This is a genomic window from Longispora sp. NPDC051575, assembly GCF_040681875.1.
GTDB lineage: Bacteria > Actinomycetota > Actinomycetes > Mycobacteriales > Micromonosporaceae > Longispora.
The window spans coordinates 160,644-179,363 of the sequence record NZ_JBFAZP010000012.1; the positions used below are offsets into that span (position 1 = coordinate 160,644).

Sequence of the window (18,720 nt, forward strand, 5' to 3'; positions counted from 1 at the left end):
GCGCGCCGGATCGCCGCCCGCCGGCTCCGAGCCCCGGGGACACCGCACAGCGCCCGGAATGCCGCCGGTCGGGACCGGGGCCGCCCGGCCCGGGATGCCCGCCGGCCCAGCACCTAGCATCGGCCCGTGACCACCCCCCGCGCCCACTGGCCCACCTACGCCGCGCTCGCCGTCGGCATCGTCGCCGTGTCGGCCTCCGGCCCGATGATCGCGGCGACGGCGGCCCCGGCGCTGGCCATCGCCTTCTGGCGGAACGCGATGGCGGTCGGGGCGCTCAGTCCGGTGGTCGCGGTCCGGCGGCGGGAGGAGCTGGGCGCGCTGACCCGGCGGCAGATCGCGCTGTGCGTGCTGGCCGGGGTGGCGCTGGCCGCGCACTTCGGCACCTGGGTACCCAGCGCGACCCTGACCAGCGTCGCGACGGCCACCGCCCTGGCCACCACCCAGCCGATCTGGACGGGCGTGTTCGCGTTCTTCCGGGGCGAGAAGCTGGGCCGGACGATGTGGCTGGGCATCTGGCTGGCGTTCGCCGGCGCGGTGGTGGCCACGGGCGCGGACCTCAACGGCAGCCCCGAGGCGCTGCTGGGGGACGGGTTGGCGCTGCTCGGCGGCCTGTTCGCGGCGGTGTACGTGAGCTTCGGCGAGAAGGTGCGCGCGGACGTGACCACGACGACCTACACCTGGCTGTGCTACGGGGTGTGCGCGTTCGTGCTGCTCGCGGTGTGCGTGCTGTGGGACGTGCCGCTCATCGGGTACCCGTCGGGGGCCTGGTTGCTGCTCGTCGCCCTCACCATCGGGCCGCAGCTGCTCGGGCACTCCCTGTTCAACTTCTCGCTGCGGCGGGTACCCGCGCACGTCCTGTCGGTGTTGATCCTGCTCGAGGTTCCGGGGGCGGCGCTGCTCGGCTGGCTGATTCTGGACCAGGTGCCGGCCGCCAGCTCCCTGCCGGGCCTCGCGCTGCTGGTCACCGGCGTGGCCGTGGTCGTACTCAGCCCCAGACTGACCGCACGGCGGTCGTCCAGGGGATAACGCTGCGTTCATCCGATCGCTACCCTTTCGCCATGACCCTCGATCTTGGCGCCCCCGCGTCCGGTCCCGTCCGTGCCGTCCTCTTCGACTTCTTCGGAACCCTCACCCACGCCGTCGCCCGTGGCGCCGCGCACGAGCGGGTCGCCGACCTGCTCGGGGTCACGTCCGTCGCACTCGGCGACGCCCTGAGCGAGACGTTCTACTCCCGGGCGACCGGGGCGTGGGGCGACCTGCCGGCCACGATCAGGATGCTGTGCGCCCGGCTCGGGGTCACCCTCTCCGAGCAGCGGGTCCGCGACGTGTGCACCGCCCGGCTGGAGGTGCTGCGGCACGACGCCCGGCTCCGGGCGGACGCGGTGGCCACCCTGGCGGCGCTGCGGTCCCGGGACATCCGGGTCGGCCTGGTCAGCGACTGTACGAACGAACTGCCCCTGCTGTGGTCCACCCTGGCGGTCGCGCCGTACGTGCAGGCGACCGTCTTCTCCTTCGAGACCGGCTACTGCAAGCCCGACCCGGCGATGTACGCCGCCGCCTACAAGGCCCTCGACGTGCTCCCCGACGAGTGCCTGTACGTCGGCGACGGCGGCAGCAACGAGCTCACCGGTGCCCTGCGCGCCGGCCTGCACCCGATCCGGCTGCTGGCCCCGGACAGCGCCGGGCACCTGACGTACAACGCGGAGCCCGACTGGCGGGGCCCGACGATCGCCAGCCTGTCGGAGGTGCTGGCACACTGTGGGGCATGACCGACCCGCAGACCGGCGCCCCGGCTGACGCCGCCCCCCGACTCGATCCGCTGATCGAGGAGGCCGCCAAGAAGGCCGCCATCGCCTGGCTCACCCCGGGCGGGGCGGTCTGGTGCCTGTGGATCGACGGCGCGTTGTTCGTGGTCAGCGGCCCCGACGAGCAGGCCGCGCCGGGGCTGTCCGGGGCGGCCACCGCGACCGTGACGCTGCGCGGGGACCACGGCGGCCGGATCGTGGACTGGACCGCCGACGTGTCCGCGGTGACGCCCGGTACCGAGGAGTGGGACGCCGTGGCCCCGCAGCTCGCCGCGAAACGGCTGAACCTGTCGGCCGCCGAGGACACCGTCGCCCGGTGGGCATCGACGTGCGTGGTGCACAAGTTGGCGCCCACCGGCGCGCTGGTCGCGCTGACCGACGGGTCGGGCGCCGCCGAGGCCCCGGCCACCCCCGCCGCACGCAGGACGAAGAGTCCGTTCAGGCTGCACCGGGTCAAACGCCCCCGCTAGGCTGGGGCCGTGACCACGGCGACTCGGGTATATGTCGCCCGGCTCGCCGGCATCGCTGTCTTCGACCCCAACGGCGACCAGGTCGGTCGGGTCCGGGACGTGCTGGCGCGCGCCCGCACCGACGGCCAGCCCTGCCGGGTGATCGGCATCATCGCGGAGATCCCGGCCGTGCGGCGGATCTTCATCCCGATGGGCCGGGTGATCGCGATGGACGCCGACGCGGTCGCGCTGTCCACGGGCACGATCAGCCTGCGCCGGTTCGGCAAGCGCCCCGGCGAGCTGCTGGTCCTCGAGGAGCTGCTCGACCGGCGGGTGGACCTGCCCGACGGCAAGCACGGCACCGTGGTGGACATCGCGATGGAACGCGAACGGGCCGGCGACTGGATGCTGTCGAAGGTCGCGGTCCGCGAGCACACCGGCCGGCTGACCCGCCGGGGGCACCTCCAGCAGCTGAACTGGACCGACGTCCCGAACCTGGTCGGCGTCCCCGAGGAGCAGGGCACCGCCTCGCTGCTGGCCACGATGGACGGCATGCGCGCCGCCGACGTGGCCAACGTCCTCCAGGACCTCGACGGCAAGCGCCGGTTCGCGGTCGCGGAGGCGTTCAACGACGAGCGGCTCGCCGACGTGCTCCAGGAGCTGCCCGAACACGACCAGGTGGAGATCCTCACCGCCCTGGACAAGGAGCGCGCCGCCGACGTCCTGGAGGAGATGGACCCCGACGACGCGGCCGACCTGCTGCACGAGCTGCCCCGGTCCGACCGGGCGGAGCTGCTCAGCCTGATGGAGCCGGACGAGGCGCACCCGGTCCGCCAGCTGCTGGAGTACCTGCCGGGGACCGCCGGGTCGCTGATGACCAGCGAACCGATCGTGCTCACCCCCGACGCCACGGTCGCCGAGGCGCTGGCCCGGATCCGCGAGCCCCAACTGCCGCCGGCCGTCGCCGCCCAGGTGTTCGTGTGCCGGTCGCCGATGCAGACCCCGACGGGGAAGTACCTCGGGGTCGCGCACTTCCAGTCCCTGCTCCGCGAACCGCCGGCCGAGCTGGTGGGCGGGATCGTCGACAACGACATCGACCCGCTGTCCCCGGACATCACGACCCCGGAGATCACCCGGCGGATGGCGACGTACAACCTGGTGGCGATGCCGGTGGTGGACGACGCGGGCCGCCTCGTCGGCGCGGTGACCGTCGACGACCTGCTCGACCACCTGCTGCCGCGCGACTGGCGGGACCGCGGGCATGACTGAGGCGCGCGGCCGCCGGCTCGACCAGCCGGCCGAACGGGGCATGCGGCTCCCCCGGCTCGACGCGGACGTGTTCGGGAAGTTCGCCGAGACGTTCGCGCGGTTCATGGGGACGGCCCGGTTCATCCTCTACATGACGGTCTTCGTGATCGTGTGGATCCTGCTCAACGTGGTCGGGATCTGGGGACTGCACTGGGACCCGTACCCGTTCATCCTGCTCAACCTGTTCTTCTCCACCCAGGCCTCGTATGCCGCGCCGCTGATCCTGCTCGCCCAGAACCGGCAGGCCGACCGGGACAAGCTGTCCCTGGACGAGGACCGGCGGCGGGCCACGGCGCAGAAGGCCGACACGGAGTACCTGGCCCGGGAGATCGCCTCGCTCCGGATCGCCCTCGGCGAGGTGGCCACCCGCGACTTCATCCGCTCGGAGCTGGCGAAGCTGCTGGAAGAGCAACGTAAGTAAGCTTGTTCACAATCAACCCCATTTTCCGGGTACTCCAGGGCACGGTTGTCCGATGGCGTCTCCCAAACTGGAACTGAATCTCGTCCAGGTTGCCGCCGGTACCCTCGCGGCGGTCTCCGCCGCGTTCGCCCTGTCGAAGCTCGGGATCGGCGGCACCCTCACCGGGGCGGCCGTGGCCAGCGTGGTGGCCGGCATCGGAAGCTCGATCTACACCCACTCGCTGACGAGGGCGAAGGACAAGCTCAAAGAGGTCAGCGGGCTCGCCGTGACCGAGTTGGCGGAGCAGCACCCGGAGAGCTTCCCGACGGACGACGACGGCCCGCACACGGAACAGCGCGACCCGGCGGACCCGGCGACCACGGCCGGCGCGACCCCGGGCGGCTCAGCCGGCTCCGGCGCTACCCCGGGCGGCTCCGGCGCTACCCCGGGCGGCTCCAGCGCGGCTCCCGACAGCTCAGCCGGCTCCACCGCCCCCCTGAACGGCGTCGCTCGGCTGTCCGGCTCCGGCGCGGCCCCGTCGACCCGGCCCTCCGACGGCCCCGAGACCCGGGTGATCCGGCCGGCGGCGGTCGGCATGGCCCGGGTCCCCACCGGCACCCTCTACGCCCCCGCGCCCCCGAAGAAGCCGGCCCTGCCCACCTGGGTGAGCGTCACGATCGCGATCGTGGCCACGTTCCTGCTGGCCCTGGGCACGATCGAGGTGGTCGAACGGTTCGTGCTCGGCGAGTCGATGTCCAGCCTGTTCAACAAGGACCAGCACCGGGGGTCGACGCTGTTCGGCGGGGGTGCCCGGCAGGATCCGCCCGCCGCGCCGTCCCCGACGCCGTCGGAGTCCCCGCACGAACGGGAGTCCCCGGCGCCCTCGGAGTCGCCCAGCCCGACGCCGTCGACCGGTTCGCCGTCGCCGCCGTCGCCGAGCCCGTCGGCGTCCCCGAGCCCGTCATCGCCGTCCCCGACGCCGACACCGAGCGGCGGCACAGCCCGGACACCGTAGGACCACGTCGCGGGCCCAGACGCGCGCGGGTCGGCCGGCGGCCGGGGCGACGGCTGACCCGCCAGGTCGTCCGGAGCTGATCCGGTGGTGTTGGTCACGTCCGGCGTCGGGTGTCCGGAGGCCCCGGGAGGGGGCCCGGGAAGCGACGTAGCATGAGAATCATGTCTGCCCCAGCAATTGCGCTCGAAGACGCGATCCGCGCCGCCCTCGCCACCGTCAACGACCCGGAGATCCGGCGGCCGATCACCGACCTCGGCATGGTCCGCGAGGTCATCGTGGGCGCGGACGGCCTGGTCACCGTGGGCGTCGACCTGACGATCGCGGGCTGTCCGCTCAAGGACAAGCTCACCTCCGACGTCACCGCCGCCGTGTCCGCCGTGTCCGGCGTGACGGGCGTCAAGGTCGAGTTCGGGGTCATGACGGACACCCAGCGCAAGGACCTCCAGTCCTCGCTGCGCGGCGGCGCGACGGCCGAACCGGTCATCCCGTTCGCCCAGCCGAACTCCCGCACCCGGGTCTACGCCATCGCGTCCGGCAAGGGCGGCGTCGGCAAGTCCAGCGTCACGGTCAACCTGGCCGCCGCGCTGGCCGCCAAGGGTCTCGCGGTCGGCATCGTCGACGCGGACATCTACGGCCACTCGGTGCCCCGGATGCTCGGCACGGACGCCCGGCCCACCCAGGTCGAGGACATGATCATGCCGCCGCAGGCGCACGGCGTGAAGGTCATCTCGATCGGCATGTTCACCCAGGGCAACGCGGCCGTCGTCTGGCGCGGCCCGATGCTGCACCGCGCGCTCCAGCAGTTCCTCGCCGACGTCTACTGGGGCGACCTGGACGTCCTGCTCCTCGACCTGCCCCCGGGCACCGGCGACATCGCGATCTCCGTCGCGCAGCTGCTGCCCAACGCGGAGATCGTCGTCGTGACCACCCCGCAGGCCGCCGCCGCCGAGGTGGCGGAGCGGGCCGGGGCGATCGCCCTGCAGACCCACCAGCGGATCGTGGGCGTCATCGAGAACATGTCGTGGCTGGACCTGCCGGACGGCAGCCGGATGGAGCTGTTCGGCTCCGGCGGCGGCCAGCAGGTCTCCGACGCCCTGACCCAGATCATCGGCGCGCCCGTGCCGGTCCTCGGCCAGATCCCGATCGACACCCTGGTCCGCGAGGGCGGGGACGTGGGCCTGCCGGTCACGCTGAACCCGGACTCCCCGGCCGGCGCGGCCCTGCGCAAGGTGGCCGACAAGCTGGCGGTCCGGCGCGAGAGCCTGGTCGGCAAGCCCCTGGGCCTGTCCCCCTCGTCCCGCTGATCCACGGACACACGACGTCAGACGGGTACTCCGACCGGAGTACCCGTCTGACGTTGTGTCTGCTCTTGATCTGACGCCCTGGCCCGCTGCGGGCCCGCCCACCTACGTGGCGTCGAGGTCGAACTTGCGGACCCGGGGCTCCGACGACGGCTTGCTCTCCGCGATCACCGGCACGTACTCGTCCATCCGGACGTCCTTGCGCGGGTCCTTCAGCGCGTCGTTCAGCTCGCGGCGCAGGTCCTCGGCGTGGTTGCGGAACAGCGACTGGTCCTCGTCGCTGAGCACGTGCTTGCGGATGAACGTCTTCGGGTTCAGGTCCTCGAGCTTGATGTCCGTGCCGATCTCCTTGCTCAGATCGGACGTCGCGTTGCTGGCCATCGCGCGGACGTTGCGCACGAACTTGAGGCCGTCGCTGATCGCCTTCGGGAGCTTCTCCGGGCCGTAGATGAACAGGCCGACGAGGATCAGGACGACGATCTCCATCCAGCCGAGATTCTCGAACACCGCCGCTCCCTTCCCTGTGCGCGCCAGCGGCCACGCCACGGGTGCGTGCCAGCAGCCACGCTACCCGCCTCCGGCGCGACCGCGCCAGCCACCGGAAGGTGACTATTTGCTGTCGGCGGCGAGGGTGAGCTGTGCGGTCCGCTTCGCGCCGTCGCGCTGGAACTCGATCGCGACGACCGCGCCCGGTCCGGCCTTGGCGATCTGGGCGATCAGGTCGGGACCGTCCTGGACGAGCCGGCCGGCGAACACGGTCAGCACGTCGCCGGCCTTGAGCCCCGCACGGGCCGCAGGGCCGCCCTCCGTGGCCGCCAGGAGCTTCGCGCCCCCGGTGGCCCCCTGGTAGGCCGGATCGATCGACGCGCCGATCACGGTCCTCCTGGCGGCCCCCGTGGACATGATCTCGGTGGCGACCCGGCGGGCCTGGTTGATCGGGACGGCGAACCCGATGCCGATGTTGCCGGAGCTGGCCGCCTTGTCGTCCTTGCCGCCGGTGATGATCTGCTGGTTGACGCCGATCACCCGGCCGGCGGCGTCCACGAGCGGGCCGCCGGAGTTGCCGTGGTTGATCGCGGCGTCGGTCTGGATGGCCGCGAAGAAGGCGGAGACGCCGTTGACGTCGTTGGCGGGGGCGGGGCGGGCCCGGTTCAGCGCGCTGATGATGCCGAAGGTGACCGAGCGTTCCTGGCCGAGCGGGGTGCCCAGGGCCAGGACCGGGTCGCCGGCCGCGAGCTTGTCGGAGTCGCCGAACGTGATCGGGGTCAACCCGGTCCGGTCGATCTTGAGCACGGCGATGTCGGAGACGCCGTCGGTGCCGACCAGGGTGGCCGACACCTCCTCGCCGCTGTCGAGCTGCACGGAGAACCTGCCCCGCGGGGTCTCGGACACCACGTGCTGGTTGGTGACGATGTACCCGTCCGGGGAGACGATGAAGCCCGAGCCCGTACTCAGCGCGCGGGAGTCCTGCGCGTGCACCGTCACGAGGCTGGGCAGCACCTTCTTCACGGCCCCGGCCAGGGACTCCGGCGCCCGGTTCGTCACCGGGGCGGGCTTGCCGTCCGACTGGCCGACCAGGGTCCCGCCACCGCCGACCCCGTTGCGGGCCGCGAACACGTAGCCCAGGGTGCCGCCGAGGGCACCGGCGAGCAGGGCCGAGACCAGGGCCACCGTCAGGATCAGGCCGAGGCCGGCCCGCGCGGTGCCCGGGCGGGCGGGGGCGGGCGGCTCCAGGGCCGGCGCCGTGGCGGGCGGATGCGCGATCAACACCGCGGACGTACCGGCACTGCGCCACGGGTCGTGCTGCCCGTCGGACCACCAGGGTGATTCCGGGCCGTACACACGGGGCGATTCGGTGCCATTCGGTGTATTCTGCGGCGCAGTTCCGGAAAGGTGCGGCACCCCAGCTCCTCCCCTCAACGCGTTCCTTTCCAGCATCGCACGTGGAGTCCAGTCCAGGGCCGCTGGTTACCGCGAACCATCTAGGCTGGGTCCGACCAACAGGAGGTGTGCCATCGACAGGACCGTGCTCGCTCGCGAGGCGCGCGAGTTCGCGGAGTCGTACGTTGTCGAGGATGCCGTGTTGGCCGCCGCCCGGGCGAGGGGCACGGAACTGGGCCTCACCCCCATCCTGCCCGGTGGCGGGGCCGCCCTGCGGGCACTGGCCGCCGCCGCGCACGCGAAGGCGGTCGTCGAGATCGGCACCGGGACCGGCGTGAGCGGCGTGTGGCTGCTGCGCGGGATGCGCCCCGACGGCGTGCTCACCACGATGGACGCTGAGGCCGAGCACCAGCGGTACGCGCGCCAGGCCTTCCTGGAGGCCGGTTTCGCGTCCGGCCGGACCCGGCTGATCACCGGCCGGGCGCTGGACGTGCTGCCCCGGCTGGCCGACGCGGCGTACGACCTGGTGTTCGTGGACGGCGAGAAGAGCGAGTACCCGCAGTACGCGGACGAGGCGGCCCGGCTGCTGCGGCCCGGCGGCGTGCTGGCCCTGGACAACGCGCTGTGGGGCGGCCGGGTGCTGGATCCGGCGGCCCGGGACGTCGAGACGGTCGCGGTGCGCGAGACGGTGAAGTGGCTGCGGGAGTCCAACGAGTGGATCTCCGCGTTGCTGCCGGTGGGCGACGGGCTGCTGGTGGCCGTCAAGGCCCTGTAGTACGAACAAGGCCCTCCGGGAACTCCCGGAGGGCCTCACACGTCGGATTCAGACCGCTTCGGCCTCGAGCCACCTCAGCAGGGTACGGACGCCCCAGCCCGTCGCGCCCTTGGACAGGTCCTTGTCGATCCCGTCCGACCACGCCACCGAGGACATGTCCAGGTGTGCCCACCGGGGCCGCAGCGCCCCGGTGAACTCCCGCAGGTACAGCGCCGCCATCACCGAGCCGCCACCGACCTCTGTGGAGTTCACCCAGTCCGCGACGTCGCTGACGAGTTCCTCCACATAGTCCCCGGGCAGCGGCAGCCGCCACATCCGCTCGCCGGCCTCCGCGCCGGCGACGGTCAGCGCCTCGGCGAGGTCGTCGCTGTCGGCGTACAGGGCGGCGGTGCGCTTGCCCAGGGCCACGTTCTGGGCCCCGGTCAGGGTGGCCAGGTCCACGAGGACGTCGGGCCTGAGCTTGCGCACCGCGTACGCGAGGGCGTCGGCGAGCACGACCCGGCCCTCGGCGTCGGTGTTCAGGATCTCGGAGGTGGCCCCGCCGTAGTGCCGGACGACGTCACCGGGCCGGAACGCGCCGCCGCTGACGGCGTTCTCGGCCAGGGGCGCCAGGACCGTCACCTTGACGGGGAGCTTGAGCTGGGCCGCGCCGAGCAGGGCGCCCACGACGGCCGCCGCGCCGCCCATGTCCTTGCGCATCAAGAGCATGGCCGCGGCCGGCTTGATCGAGATGCCGCCGGTGTCGAAGGTGATGCCCTTGCCCACCAGTACCACATGCTTGGTGGGGTTTTTGGGGGTGTATGTGAGTTCTACCAGTCGGGGGCCGCGCGACGAGCCGCCGCCGACGGCCAGGATGCCGCCGAAGCCCTCGTCGGCCAGCTCCCTGGGCTCCCGGATCCGGACCCCGACACCCGGGACCTTCGCCGCGGCCTTCTGGATCCGGCCGGCGAGCCAGGCCGGGCTCTTGTCCGCGCTGTTCTTGTTCACCCAGTCCCGGGCCAGGGTCGTCACGTCGGCGGTGACCAGCCCGGCGGTGACGGCCGCCTCGTCGGTCGGGCCCACGAGGTGCACCTTGCGCAGCTTGGGCGCCTTGTCCGCCGCGAGGGGCACCTCCCGGAACCGGTAGGAGGCCAGCTTCAGCCCCTCGACGAGGGCCCGCAGCCGGTCCCCGTCGAGGTCAGCCGGCAGTTCGACCGTGACGGAGGTCTCCCGCGACGCCGACCTGGTCACAGCGGCACCAAACGCCCGCCAACCCGCCGGGCCACCGTCGCCGACCCCGACCAGGAACACCTTGTGGGGCTTCCGGAGCGGCCTGGGCAGGCTCGAGATCTCCCCCGGCCCGCCCTGGTGCTCGGCGTCGGCGAGGAAAGCGGTCAGTTCGTCGTCGAACTCCCGTTCCCCGGACGAGTACACCGGCAGCGCGAGCGCTCCCGGCGCGCCGCGAGCGGCGGAGAGACGGATGTCGAGCTGCACAGGGCCTCCATCAACTTCGGTTCAACGTGTCAGGCAGGACCGACAAGGCACAGGGATCGGTCCTTGGGTGGTACTCCCGGCCCGCCGCACGCCGGGAACCGGTGGGCCCCAGGCGCGGCGGCCCCGGCTCGCCACATGTGCGTGAGGCGGGCTCGGGGCCGATCAGCCAGAGATGGGGTCTACCCCACCACGTCCCGCAGTGCCTCCCCGAGCGCCTTTGCCTCGTCCGGAGTCATCTCCACGACAAGCCGACCGCCACCCTCCAGCGGAACGCGCATCACGATGCCGCGCCCTTCCTTGGTGACCTCCAGCGGACCGTCACCGGTCCGCGGCTTCATGGCCGCCATGCTGTCTCCCCTCAATCAAGCCGCCTAGTACCGCACACGCAGCCGGCCCCGTACCCACTGGGCGTGCCGGCACACGTGCCAACCAATGATTTTCCCTGATAACTGCCCCTGATCCCAAACCGCCCCAGCGCAAATGTGACAGAAGTTTGGATTTTCGGGCGCTCAACTGTCACACTCTGCGGATGCAGGCGCGCTCGGCGCTCTTCGATCTGTACGGAGACCACCTCCGGCCACGCGGCGGCGCCGCCCCCGTGGCCGCTCTCGTGCGCCTCCTCGCGCCACTCGGCATCGCCGCCCCCGCAGTCCGGACCGCAGTATCCCGGATGGTGCGCCAGGGTTGGCTGCAACCGGTCAAACTGCCCGAAGGGCCAGGTTACCGACTCACGCTCAAGGCGTCCCGCCGTTTGGACGAGGCCGCCGCCCGGATCTACCGGACCGAGCGCCTCGGCTGGGACGGCCGGTTCGACCTGATCATCGTCACACTCCCGCTGGACCGGGCCGAACGCGGCCGGCTCGCGGCGGACCTCGCCTTCCTCGGGTACGGCGCGCTGGACCCCGGAACCTGGCTGTCCCCGCGCCCCGCGCCCGAGATCGACGCGCTGCTCACCGACGCCGGGATCCGGTACGAACGGTTCACCGCCGAGCACTTCGCGGGCGCGGGCGGCGCGGCGGCCCTCGTCCGGCGGGCGTGGGACCTGGAGGACCTGGGGCGCAAGTACGCGGAGTTCGTGTCCGCCCAGCAGCCCATCGTGCGGCTCGGCCCGGAGGCCCCGGACGAGGCGGCGTACGCGGCCCGGTTCCGGCTCGTGCACGCCTGGCGTACTTTTCTCTTCCAGGACCCGCAACTGCCCCCGGCCCTGCTCCCCGAGCGGTGGGCCGGTACGACAGCGGCGACGTTCTTCGACCGACACGCCGGACGCCTGCGCCCGGCCGCCGACCGATTCGTGGACACGTGCCTTCAGGAGTTCTCATGACCGACCCGCTGCTCGTCGAGTATTCCGACGGCGTCGCGACGCTGACCCTCAACCGGCCCGAGGCGTACAACTCGCTGAACGTGGCCCTCAAGGAGAAGCTGCGCCTCGTCCTCAACGACGTGGCCGGTGACCGTTCCGTGCGCGCCGTGCTGCTCACGGGCGCCGGCAAGGCGTTCTGCGCGGGCCAGGACCTGCGCGAACACCTCGCCACGCTGGAGAGCGGCACCGCCAACCCGTTGCAGACCGTGCACGACCACTACAACCCGATCGCCCAGCGGCTCGCCAGCCTGCCCAAGCCGGTCGTGGCCGCCGTGAACGGCTCCGCCGCCGGGGCCGGGCTGTCCCTGGCCCTGCTGGCCGACTTCCGGATCGGCGGGCCGCGGACCAGCATGCTGATGGCGTTCGCGAAGGTCGGCCTCGCCGCCGACTCGGGCTCCTCGTGGATCCTGCCCCGGATGGTCGGGCACGCCAAGGCCACCGAGCTGCTGATGCTCGCCGAGCCGGTGGACGCCGCCGAGGCGCTGCGCCTGGGCCTGCTGACCAAGCTCGTGGACGACGACGCGGACGTGCTGCCCGCCGCCCGGGAGCTCGCGCTGCGGCTGGCGCAGGGGCCGACGATCGCGTACGGCGCGATCAAGCGGCAGCTGTCCATCTCCGAGGCCAGCGTGCTGGCGGACTCGCTCGCCGTGGAGGCCGAGGCGCAGTCGATCTGCGGGCGGACCGAGGACCACCGGGCGTCGACCCTGGCGTTCGTGGCCAAGGAGAAGCCGGTGTACCAGGGGAAGTAGCCCCCGCGCCCGGGAACCTTTACCGGGGCCGGCCCGTTCTCCCACCGATTTCCCAGGATTCGGGGTCTACCGTCGGGCCATGTCCACCAGGACCGACGTTTCCCGACTCCTCCGGCGCGCCACCTTCGGGCCCCGCGCCGCCGACGTCGACGCCGCCGAGCGGGTCGGCCTCGCCGCCACCCTGACGGCGTTGCTCGACCCGCCGGGCGTCGACCCGGGCGCGGCGCGTACCCCGGTGCCGGTGTTGCCCCCCGGTGCCGAGAAGAAGGACAAGGACGCCGTCCGGCAGACCGTCGCCTGGTGGTTGGACCGGATGGCGGCTGCCGAGCACTCCGCCACCGAGAAGCTGGTCCTCTTCTGGCACGGGCACTGGGCGACCAGCGTCAAGAAGGTCGGCCCGGCCCTGATGCTCCGCCAGCACGCGACGCTGCGCGCGCACGCCCGGGGCGACTTCCGGGACCTGGCCCGGGCCATGGTCACCGACCCCGCGCTGCTCTACTGGCTCGACGGCCAGCAGAACACCCGCAAGGCCCCCAACGAGAACCTCGCCCGCGAACTGATGGAGCTGTTCACCCTCGGCGTCGGCCACTACACCGAGGACGACGTCCAAGCCGGGGCGCGGGCGCTGACCGGGTGGAAGATCGACAGGAACTCCGGGGACGTGTCGCTGAATCCCAACCAGCACGACACGTCCCCGGTCACCATCCTCGGCCGGACGCGCGCCTTCACCGCAGAGTCCTATGTGGATCTGCTCGTCGACCAGCCCGCGTGCGGCCAGCATCTCGCCGAGCGGGTCGGAAAGTTCTACGGAGCAACCCCCTCGCCGGGTACCGACATCCGCGCGCTCCTGGCCTCCGCCTGGACCCACCTCGCCGACGACCACGTGAAGTCCCCGGTCGACTGGCTCGTCGGGGCCTGCCGGCAACTGGGCGTCCGGCCCGGCGCGTTGAAGGGCAACCCGCTCGCCGCCCTCGGCCAGGTCCCGTTCGCGCCGCCCAACGTCGGCGGCTGGCCGACCGGCGCGGCCTGGCTGACCACCTCGGCCGCCCAGGCCCGGCTCCAGGTCGCCGCCCAGCTCGCCGAGGCCGCGGACCTGGCGACGCTCGACGGACTACCCCCTGGTCAGCGACCCGACGCCCTGGCCCGGACCCTGGTCGTGGACGCCTGGAGCGACCGGACCCGGGCGGCGCTCGCCGAGGTGGCGGGGAATCCGCGCCGCCTGGTGACGACCGCCCTGGCCAGCCCCGAATACGTGACGTCATGACCGGCCCGGCCGGGGAGAGGGGTCTGAAGTGGACACTGTGACGCGGCGGCGGTTCCTGCTCGGCAGCGGGGTCGTGGCGGCCGGGGCCATCGCGGCCGGCGGGGCGGCCCTGAGTCTGCCCGAGCTGCTGTCGACGGCCACCCCGACCTGGCGCGGCGGCCGCACCCTCGTGGTCGTCACCCTGTACGGGGGCAACGACGGGCTCAACACCCTCGTCCCGTACGCCGACGACGCCTACCACGCGGCGCGCCCCGACCTCGCGTACCAGCCCGACCAGGTGCTCGCCCTCGACGGGGAACTCGGGCTCAACCCCGCGCTCAAGGGGTTCAGGAAACTGTGGGACGCCCGGCGGCTGGCCGTCGTGCGCGGGGTCGGCTACCCGCGCCCCAACCGCAGCCACTTCAGTTCCATGGACATCTGGCAGACCGGCTCCCCCGAGACCCCGGTCCGGACCGGCTGGCTCGGCCGGTGGCTCGACGTGACCGGCGGGGCCCCGGTCGACGCGATCTCCCTCGATCCGGTCCTGCCGCCGATGCTGGCGGGGGCCGGGGTGGCCGGGGGCTCCGTACCCCTCAAAGGTCTGAAGTCGCCCAAGGGACTGCCCGTCGCCGCGCTCGCCAGACCCGCGCCCGGCGAGTCCCCGCTGCGCGCCCGGGCCGCCGCCTCCTACGCCGACCTGCTGTCCGTGAACGCCCTGGTCACCAAGGTGCAGGGCACCGAACCCGAGGATCCCGACGCGATCCGCGCCCAGCTGGACCTCGTCGCCCGGTGCGTCGAGGCCAACATCCCCACCCGGGTGTACTCCGTCAGCCACGACGGCTTCGACACCCACGCCGTGGAACGCGGCCCCGCCGAGCGGCTCCTCGGCGAACTGGACACGGCGGTGACGGCGTTCCTGGACCGGATGGCGAGGACGCCGGCCGGCGAGGGGGTCGTGGTCCTCGTGTACTCGGAGTTCGGCCGTCGGGTGAAGGGCAACGCCTCGGAGGGTACGGACCACGGGACGGCCGGGGTGGCGTTCGTGGCCGGGGCCCCGGTCAAGGGCGGGTTCTACGGCCGGCAGCCGAGCCTGACGGAACTCGACGGCGGGGACCTGCGGGTGACCACGGACTTCCGCGACGTGTACGCGAGCCTGCTCGAAGGGGTGCTCGACACCGATCCGGGGCGGGTGCTGTCGGGCTGGACCGGGCGGGTGCCCCTGCTGTGAGCCGGCCGGGGCGCAGGGATCGCGCGCGCCGGGGTGAGCCTGGGCCGGCGTGACCGGCGGAGGCTCAGAAGGGGCGGCGAGCGGGGATCAGGGCCGGCGGCGCGCTTCAGTACCGGAGCTGGCTCATCGCCCCCGGCGTGGACGGGCCCGGCTTCGGGGTCGACGGGCCGGAGGGCTTGTCGTCGGGACCGCACGCGGCGATGACGACGAGGACCAGGGCGGCGAGGGGAACTACCACGAGGCGACGCATCCTCGCAGGGTAACCACGGAGCCGGCTCCCGGGAAGTAGGGAAATCCCCTTGCCGGCCCCTCGGACCCTCGACCGCACCACGCGTCGGAGCGGGTCGGGCGGGTCAGACGTTGACCGGGTAGGTCAGGGCGAGTTCGTCACCCGGCACGCCCCGGATCCCCCAGTGGTGCTGCGGCGTCTCGAAGATCGTGATCTCCACGTCGTCGGGCGCGAGCCCGCACCGCTCCCCGAGCCGCTCGAACAGCAGCCTGATCAGCGTCTTCTTGGCCTCGACGGTCCGGCCCTCGAACATCGACACCTCGATGATGGTGTACCGGTCGGTGCGCGGCTCCGGGTACACGAAGTCCTCGGCGGCCAACGGGATGAACCGCTGGAACTTCTTCGACTCCGGCATCGACAGGCCGTCGACGATGCACGAGTGCACGGTGTCGGACAGCTCCGCGCGGGCGGACGCCAGGTGGGTGTCCCGGGCATAGATCTTGACCTGCGGCACGGCTACTCCTCCTCGGGGTCGAGGTTGACCTCGACGCCTGACACGTAGGCGGCCATGGCGAGCTCGTCGTCGGACGGCGACACGAAGACCGGCAGCTCAGTGGGGCCGAGTTCGCGGAGGAACGCCCAGAACTGCTCGACGGCCTCCGCCGGCGTCTCCGCCTCGATCGGCAGGTCGACACTCACCAACCAGGAACGCATGCCCCCACTCTAGGCCTGCCCGAAATCCAGTCGATCAAGTCCCGCCCGAACCGGCCCCGACCCGCCCCGGCCGCCGCACCGCATCGGCCGCCGCCGCGGACCGGGCACGGACCCGCGGCGGAGCAGGGCCCGGGCCGCCACCAGCGCATCCACCCGTCCTGCGCCGCCGCCCCGTGGCCCGGCTCAGCCCGGGCGCTGGCAGCCCGCCAGGTGGTCGTTCGTCATGCCGGTCGCCTGCATCAGCGCGTACGCCGTCGTGGGGCCGAAGAACTTGAACCCCACTTTCTTCAGCGCCTTCGCCATCGCCGTCGACTCCGGTGTGATCGCCGGGACATCCGCCCCGGTCGCGGGCCGGGCCCGGGGCGGATCCACCGCGAAGCCCCACAGCAGCGCCGACAGCCCGTCGGGCAGCTCCAGGGCCGCGCGCGCGTTGTTGACCGCCGCCTCGATCTTCGCCCGGTTGCGCACGATGCCGGTGTCGGCCATCAGCCGGTCGACGTCCTCGGGGGTGAACTCGGCGACCTTCTCCAGCGAGAAGTCGACGAACGCGGCCCGGAAGGCGGGGCGCTTGCGCAGGATCGTGATCCAGGACAGGCCCGACTGGAAGGCTTCGAGGGTCAGTCTCTCGTACATCTGCTCGTCGCCCCGGATGACCTGACCCCACTCGGTGTCGTGGTAGTCCAGGTATTCGGGTGCCGAGTAGGCCCAGTGGCACCGGGCGTGACCGTCGTCGCCGACAACCAGAGAAGTCATGCCCCGACCGTAGAGGACGGGGCTGACATTCCCGGGCAACCGCCCCAGCCATCGAGCGACGCGGGCCCGGCAGCACGACGGTGGGCCCTCGGGCATCGGACCCTAACCGCGCAGCCGTCCCATCACCCGGTCGAGGGCGCGCCGCACCGAGCCGGGCACGCCCTCGCCCCGGAGGTCGGCCATGACCTGCTCGTTGATCCCGCCCGGCGTCATGTACTCGGCGGTCAGCTCGGCGAGCGTTCCGGTGTGCCCCGTCAGGGACTCGCCCAACTGGCCGAAGATCCGCGTCGTGTACGCGGCCGCCGCCCCGGGGTCCACGCCCTGGTCGGTCAGCCAGTCGACGATGGTGGCGAGGTAGTCCAGGTGCGCGGCGAACGTGGCCGTCGCGGTACTGAACGCGTCCAGGGTCCGTTCCGCCCCCGGCACCAGCACCTCGCCCACCCGGTCGAACAGGGCGCGGCCGGCGTCGACGTCCGGGTAGAGCACGGTGAGACTCCGGCGACGGGCGGCGGCCGGCAGCGGGATGACCCGGGCCACCCGGCCGGCCGGCGCGCCCCAGTCACGCAGCTGCTCCAGCCGCACGCCGGCCATCGCGCTCAGCACCGCCTGGCCCGGCCGGAACGACAGCTCCGCCATGACCTCGGCCGCCAGTTGGGGCCGCACGGCGAGCACGATCGTCGTCGCGTCCCGCACCACGTCCTGGTTGCTGGAACAGACCCGCACATTCGGATACCGGCCAGCCAGTTCCCGCCCGACCTCACGCCCGCGCGGCGACAACAGGATCGGGGGTGGCTCGGCGACGCCCGCGCTGAGGCCCTCCACGACGGCCGTCGTCAGCGCACCAGCCCCCACGAACCCGAACACGACGGACGATAGCCCGGGGCCCGGCTCAGTGGACAACGACCCTACGCGTCCGACTTCGGCGCCTGGCCCGTCGGCCGGGAGTCGTCCGACGCTTCCTCGGCCGGGGACTCCGGCGCATCCTCGGCTGGGGACTCCGGGACGATCTCCCCGGCGGTACCCGTCGGCTCCTGGCTCTCCGCCGAAGGCGCATCCGGCTCGACCGGGGCCGTGGCCACCGCGACCGCCCCGCCGCCCACGACCACCGAGGACTGCCGCCGCGCGTCCCGCAGGGCGTCGGCGTCCCCCTGCCGGCCGGCCCGCAGCGCGGACACCTCCGACTCCAGGACGCTGATCAGCTCCTGCTTGTAGCCGACGTCGTAGCTGAGCCGCTCGATGGCCGCGTCGACCTGGTCGGCCCGGTACCCGCGCAGGCCGGTGTCGAAGCGCAGCTGGGACAGGTCGGGCTCGGCGAGCGGCCGGTCGCCGGGCAGCGGCACGGCGTGGCCGTCGGGGTCCACGTCCGCGAGGCCCGGGTCTGAGCCGGTCATCAGGGCGGCGACCCCGAAGACGATGCCACCGGCGACGAGCGCCACCACGAGAAGGAGCAGAAGCTGGCTCATACGGCTGATGCTAGAGGAACCCGGGCCCCGAACACAGCACTCACAACAGCGCCAGCGCCGCGTCCAGGTCCCCGACGACCGTGATGGCCTTGAGCGCGTCGCCCCGGACCATGTTCGCGGCGACGGTGCGGTCGAGCCAGGCGAGCAGGCCGTCGTAGAAGCCGCCGGCGTTGACCAGGACGATCGGTTTGGGGTGCAGGCCCAGGCCGGCGGTGGTCCAGACCTCGAAGAGCTCGTCGAGGGTACCGAGGCCGCCGGGCAGGACCAGGAACGCGTCCGAGCGTTCGATCATCTCGGTCTTGCGGTCGGCCATCGTCTCGGTGACCACCAGCTCGTCGGCGTCGACGTCGGCGACCTCCCGGCTCTGGAGCTGGCGCGGGATGATGCCGACGGTGTGCCCGCCGGCCGCCCGCGCGCCCGTCGCGACGGCGCCCATCATGCCGACCCGGCCGCCGCCGGAGACGAGGACGTGGCCGGCGCGGGCGAGCGCGGCCCCGGTGTCGGCGGCCAGGGCGAGGTACACCGGGTCGACGGTCGTCGAGGACGCGCAGAACACGCAGATCGCGGCCATCCG

The 18,720-nt window shown here is 72.8% G+C and carries 22 protein-coding genes and 1 pseudogene; 12 read left to right on the forward strand and 11 right to left on the reverse strand.

Features of this window, described 5'->3' with window-relative positions:
• Positions 1-126: 126 nt before the first annotated feature.
• The 7 genes from AB0M43_RS33335 (at position 127) to AB0M43_RS33365 (ending at position 6,281) form a co-directional block, all read left to right on the forward strand.
• A complete protein-coding gene (locus tag AB0M43_RS33335) occupies positions 127-1,026 on the forward strand; it encodes a DMT family transporter (RefSeq protein ID WP_363730253.1) in 900 nt (299 codons plus the stop codon).
• A gap of 32 nt (positions 1,027-1,058) precedes the next feature.
• Positions 1,059-1,769, forward strand: coding sequence for an HAD family hydrolase (locus AB0M43_RS33340; protein WP_363730256.1), 711 nt, complete (start codon positions 1,059-1,061; stop codon positions 1,767-1,769).
• A complete protein-coding gene (locus AB0M43_RS33345; RefSeq protein ID WP_363730259.1) occupies positions 1,766-2,275 on the forward strand; it encodes a hypothetical protein in 510 nt (169 codons plus the stop codon). Before AB0M43_RS33340 ends, AB0M43_RS33345 begins: the two co-directional genes overlap by 4 nt.
• Before the next feature lie 9 nt (positions 2,276-2,284).
• Positions 2,285-3,523 (forward strand): CBS domain-containing protein, encoded by a 1,239-nt coding sequence (locus AB0M43_RS33350; protein ID WP_363730262.1) that lies wholly within the window; start codon positions 2,285-2,287, stop codon positions 3,521-3,523.
• The gene (locus tag AB0M43_RS33355) at positions 3,516-3,983 is read left to right on the forward strand and encodes a DUF1003 domain-containing protein (RefSeq protein WP_363730263.1); all 468 of its coding nucleotides are present in this window, start codon (positions 3,516-3,518) and stop codon (positions 3,981-3,983) included. The genes AB0M43_RS33350 and AB0M43_RS33355 overlap by 8 nt, the downstream gene beginning before the upstream one ends.
• A 52-nt stretch (positions 3,984-4,035) precedes the next feature.
• A complete protein-coding gene (locus tag AB0M43_RS33360) occupies positions 4,036-4,977 on the forward strand; it encodes a hypothetical protein (RefSeq protein WP_363730265.1) in 942 nt (313 codons plus the stop codon).
• A gap of 161 nt (positions 4,978-5,138) precedes the next feature.
• Complete coding sequence (locus AB0M43_RS33365) at positions 5,139-6,281, forward strand: P-loop NTPase (protein ID WP_363730268.1); 1,143 nt, start codon at positions 5,139-5,141, stop codon at positions 6,279-6,281.
• A 102-nt stretch (positions 6,282-6,383) separates the two neighbouring features.
• Here AB0M43_RS33365 and AB0M43_RS33370 read toward each other — a convergent pair whose 3' ends face one another.
• On the reverse strand, positions 6,384-6,785 hold the full coding sequence (locus AB0M43_RS33370) for a Sec-independent protein translocase subunit TatB (protein ID WP_363730270.1): 402 nt from the start codon (positions 6,783-6,785) through the stop codon (positions 6,384-6,386).
• 102 nt (positions 6,786-6,887) lie between these two features.
• A complete protein-coding gene (locus AB0M43_RS33375; protein WP_363730272.1) occupies positions 6,888-8,048 on the reverse strand; it encodes a trypsin-like peptidase domain-containing protein in 1,161 nt (386 codons plus the stop codon).
• A gap of 310 nt (positions 8,049-8,358) precedes the next feature.
• Here AB0M43_RS33375 and AB0M43_RS33380 point away from each other — a divergent pair, with 310 nt between their 5' ends.
• The gene (locus tag AB0M43_RS33380) at positions 8,359-8,934 is read left to right on the forward strand and encodes an O-methyltransferase (protein WP_363730593.1); all 576 of its coding nucleotides are present in this window, start codon (positions 8,359-8,361) and stop codon (positions 8,932-8,934) included.
• A gap of 48 nt (positions 8,935-8,982) precedes the next feature.
• Here the strand turns inward: AB0M43_RS33380 and AB0M43_RS33385 are convergent, their stop codons facing one another.
• Together AB0M43_RS33385 and AB0M43_RS33390 are read right to left on the reverse strand one after the other, a co-directional pair.
• Positions 8,983-10,407: a leucyl aminopeptidase family protein gene (locus AB0M43_RS33385; RefSeq protein WP_363730273.1), complete on the reverse strand. Its 1,425-nt coding sequence runs from the start codon at positions 10,405-10,407 to the stop codon at positions 8,983-8,985.
• A 179-nt stretch (positions 10,408-10,586) separates the two neighbouring features.
• Complete coding sequence (locus AB0M43_RS33390; protein ID WP_197005545.1) at positions 10,587-10,754, reverse strand: DUF3117 domain-containing protein; 168 nt, start codon at positions 10,752-10,754, stop codon at positions 10,587-10,589.
• Between the two features lie 182 nt (positions 10,755-10,936).
• On the opposite strand from AB0M43_RS33390, the gene AB0M43_RS33395 reads away from it, so the two are divergent.
• The 4 genes from AB0M43_RS33395 to AB0M43_RS33410 all read left to right on the forward strand — a co-directional run bounded on the left by AB0M43_RS33395 (position 10,937) and on the right by AB0M43_RS33410 (position 14,987).
• Positions 10,937-11,728, forward strand: a complete 792-nt coding sequence (locus tag AB0M43_RS33395; protein ID WP_363730275.1) for a PaaX family transcriptional regulator C-terminal domain-containing protein — start codon at positions 10,937-10,939, stop codon at positions 11,726-11,728.
• Positions 11,725-12,516: an enoyl-CoA hydratase-related protein gene (locus AB0M43_RS33400; RefSeq protein ID WP_363730276.1), complete on the forward strand. Its 792-nt coding sequence runs from the start codon at positions 11,725-11,727 to the stop codon at positions 12,514-12,516. Before AB0M43_RS33395 ends, AB0M43_RS33400 begins: the two co-directional genes overlap by 4 nt.
• Positions 12,517-12,595: 79 nt before the next feature.
• A complete protein-coding gene (locus tag AB0M43_RS33405; RefSeq protein ID WP_363730279.1) occupies positions 12,596-13,780 on the forward strand; it encodes a DUF1800 domain-containing protein in 1,185 nt (394 codons plus the stop codon).
• Positions 13,781-13,808: 28 nt separating this feature from the next.
• The gene (locus AB0M43_RS33410; protein WP_363730282.1) at positions 13,809-14,987 is read left to right on the forward strand and encodes a DUF1501 domain-containing protein; all 1,179 of its coding nucleotides are present in this window, start codon (positions 13,809-13,811) and stop codon (positions 14,985-14,987) included.
• 106 nt (positions 14,988-15,093) lie between these two features.
• Here the strand turns inward: AB0M43_RS33410 and AB0M43_RS33415 are convergent, their stop codons facing one another.
• The 7 genes and pseudogenes from AB0M43_RS33415 to AB0M43_RS33445 form a co-directional block, all read right to left on the reverse strand.
• A complete protein-coding gene (locus tag AB0M43_RS33415; RefSeq protein ID WP_363730285.1) occupies positions 15,094-15,237 on the reverse strand; it encodes a hypothetical protein in 144 nt (47 codons plus the stop codon).
• A gap of 103 nt (positions 15,238-15,340) precedes the next feature.
• Positions 15,341-15,730 carry a tautomerase family protein gene (locus tag AB0M43_RS33420; RefSeq protein ID WP_363730288.1) on the reverse strand — a complete coding sequence of 130 codons (390 nt, stop codon included), beginning with the start codon at positions 15,728-15,730 and terminating at the stop codon, positions 15,341-15,343.
• A gap of 2 nt (positions 15,731-15,732) precedes the next feature.
• Positions 15,733-15,927 (reverse strand): annotated as a pseudogene (locus AB0M43_RS33425) (hypothetical protein); the annotation flags it as partial.
• A 186-nt stretch (positions 15,928-16,113) separates the two neighbouring features.
• Positions 16,114-16,683, reverse strand: a complete 570-nt coding sequence (locus AB0M43_RS33430) for a DNA-3-methyladenine glycosylase I (protein WP_363730291.1) — start codon at positions 16,681-16,683, stop codon at positions 16,114-16,116.
• Positions 16,684-16,785: 102 nt separating this feature from the next.
• Complete coding sequence (locus AB0M43_RS33435; protein ID WP_363730293.1) at positions 16,786-17,547, reverse strand: NAD(P)-binding domain-containing protein; 762 nt, start codon at positions 17,545-17,547, stop codon at positions 16,786-16,788.
• Between the two features lie 41 nt (positions 17,548-17,588).
• Positions 17,589-18,146, reverse strand: a complete 558-nt coding sequence (locus AB0M43_RS33440) for a DivIVA domain-containing protein (RefSeq protein ID WP_363730296.1) — start codon at positions 18,144-18,146, stop codon at positions 17,589-17,591.
• Between the two features lie 40 nt (positions 18,147-18,186).
• Positions 18,187-18,717, reverse strand: a complete 531-nt coding sequence (locus AB0M43_RS33445) for a TIGR00730 family Rossman fold protein (RefSeq protein ID WP_363730298.1) — start codon at positions 18,715-18,717, stop codon at positions 18,187-18,189.
• Positions 18,718-18,720: the final 3 nt, after the last annotated feature.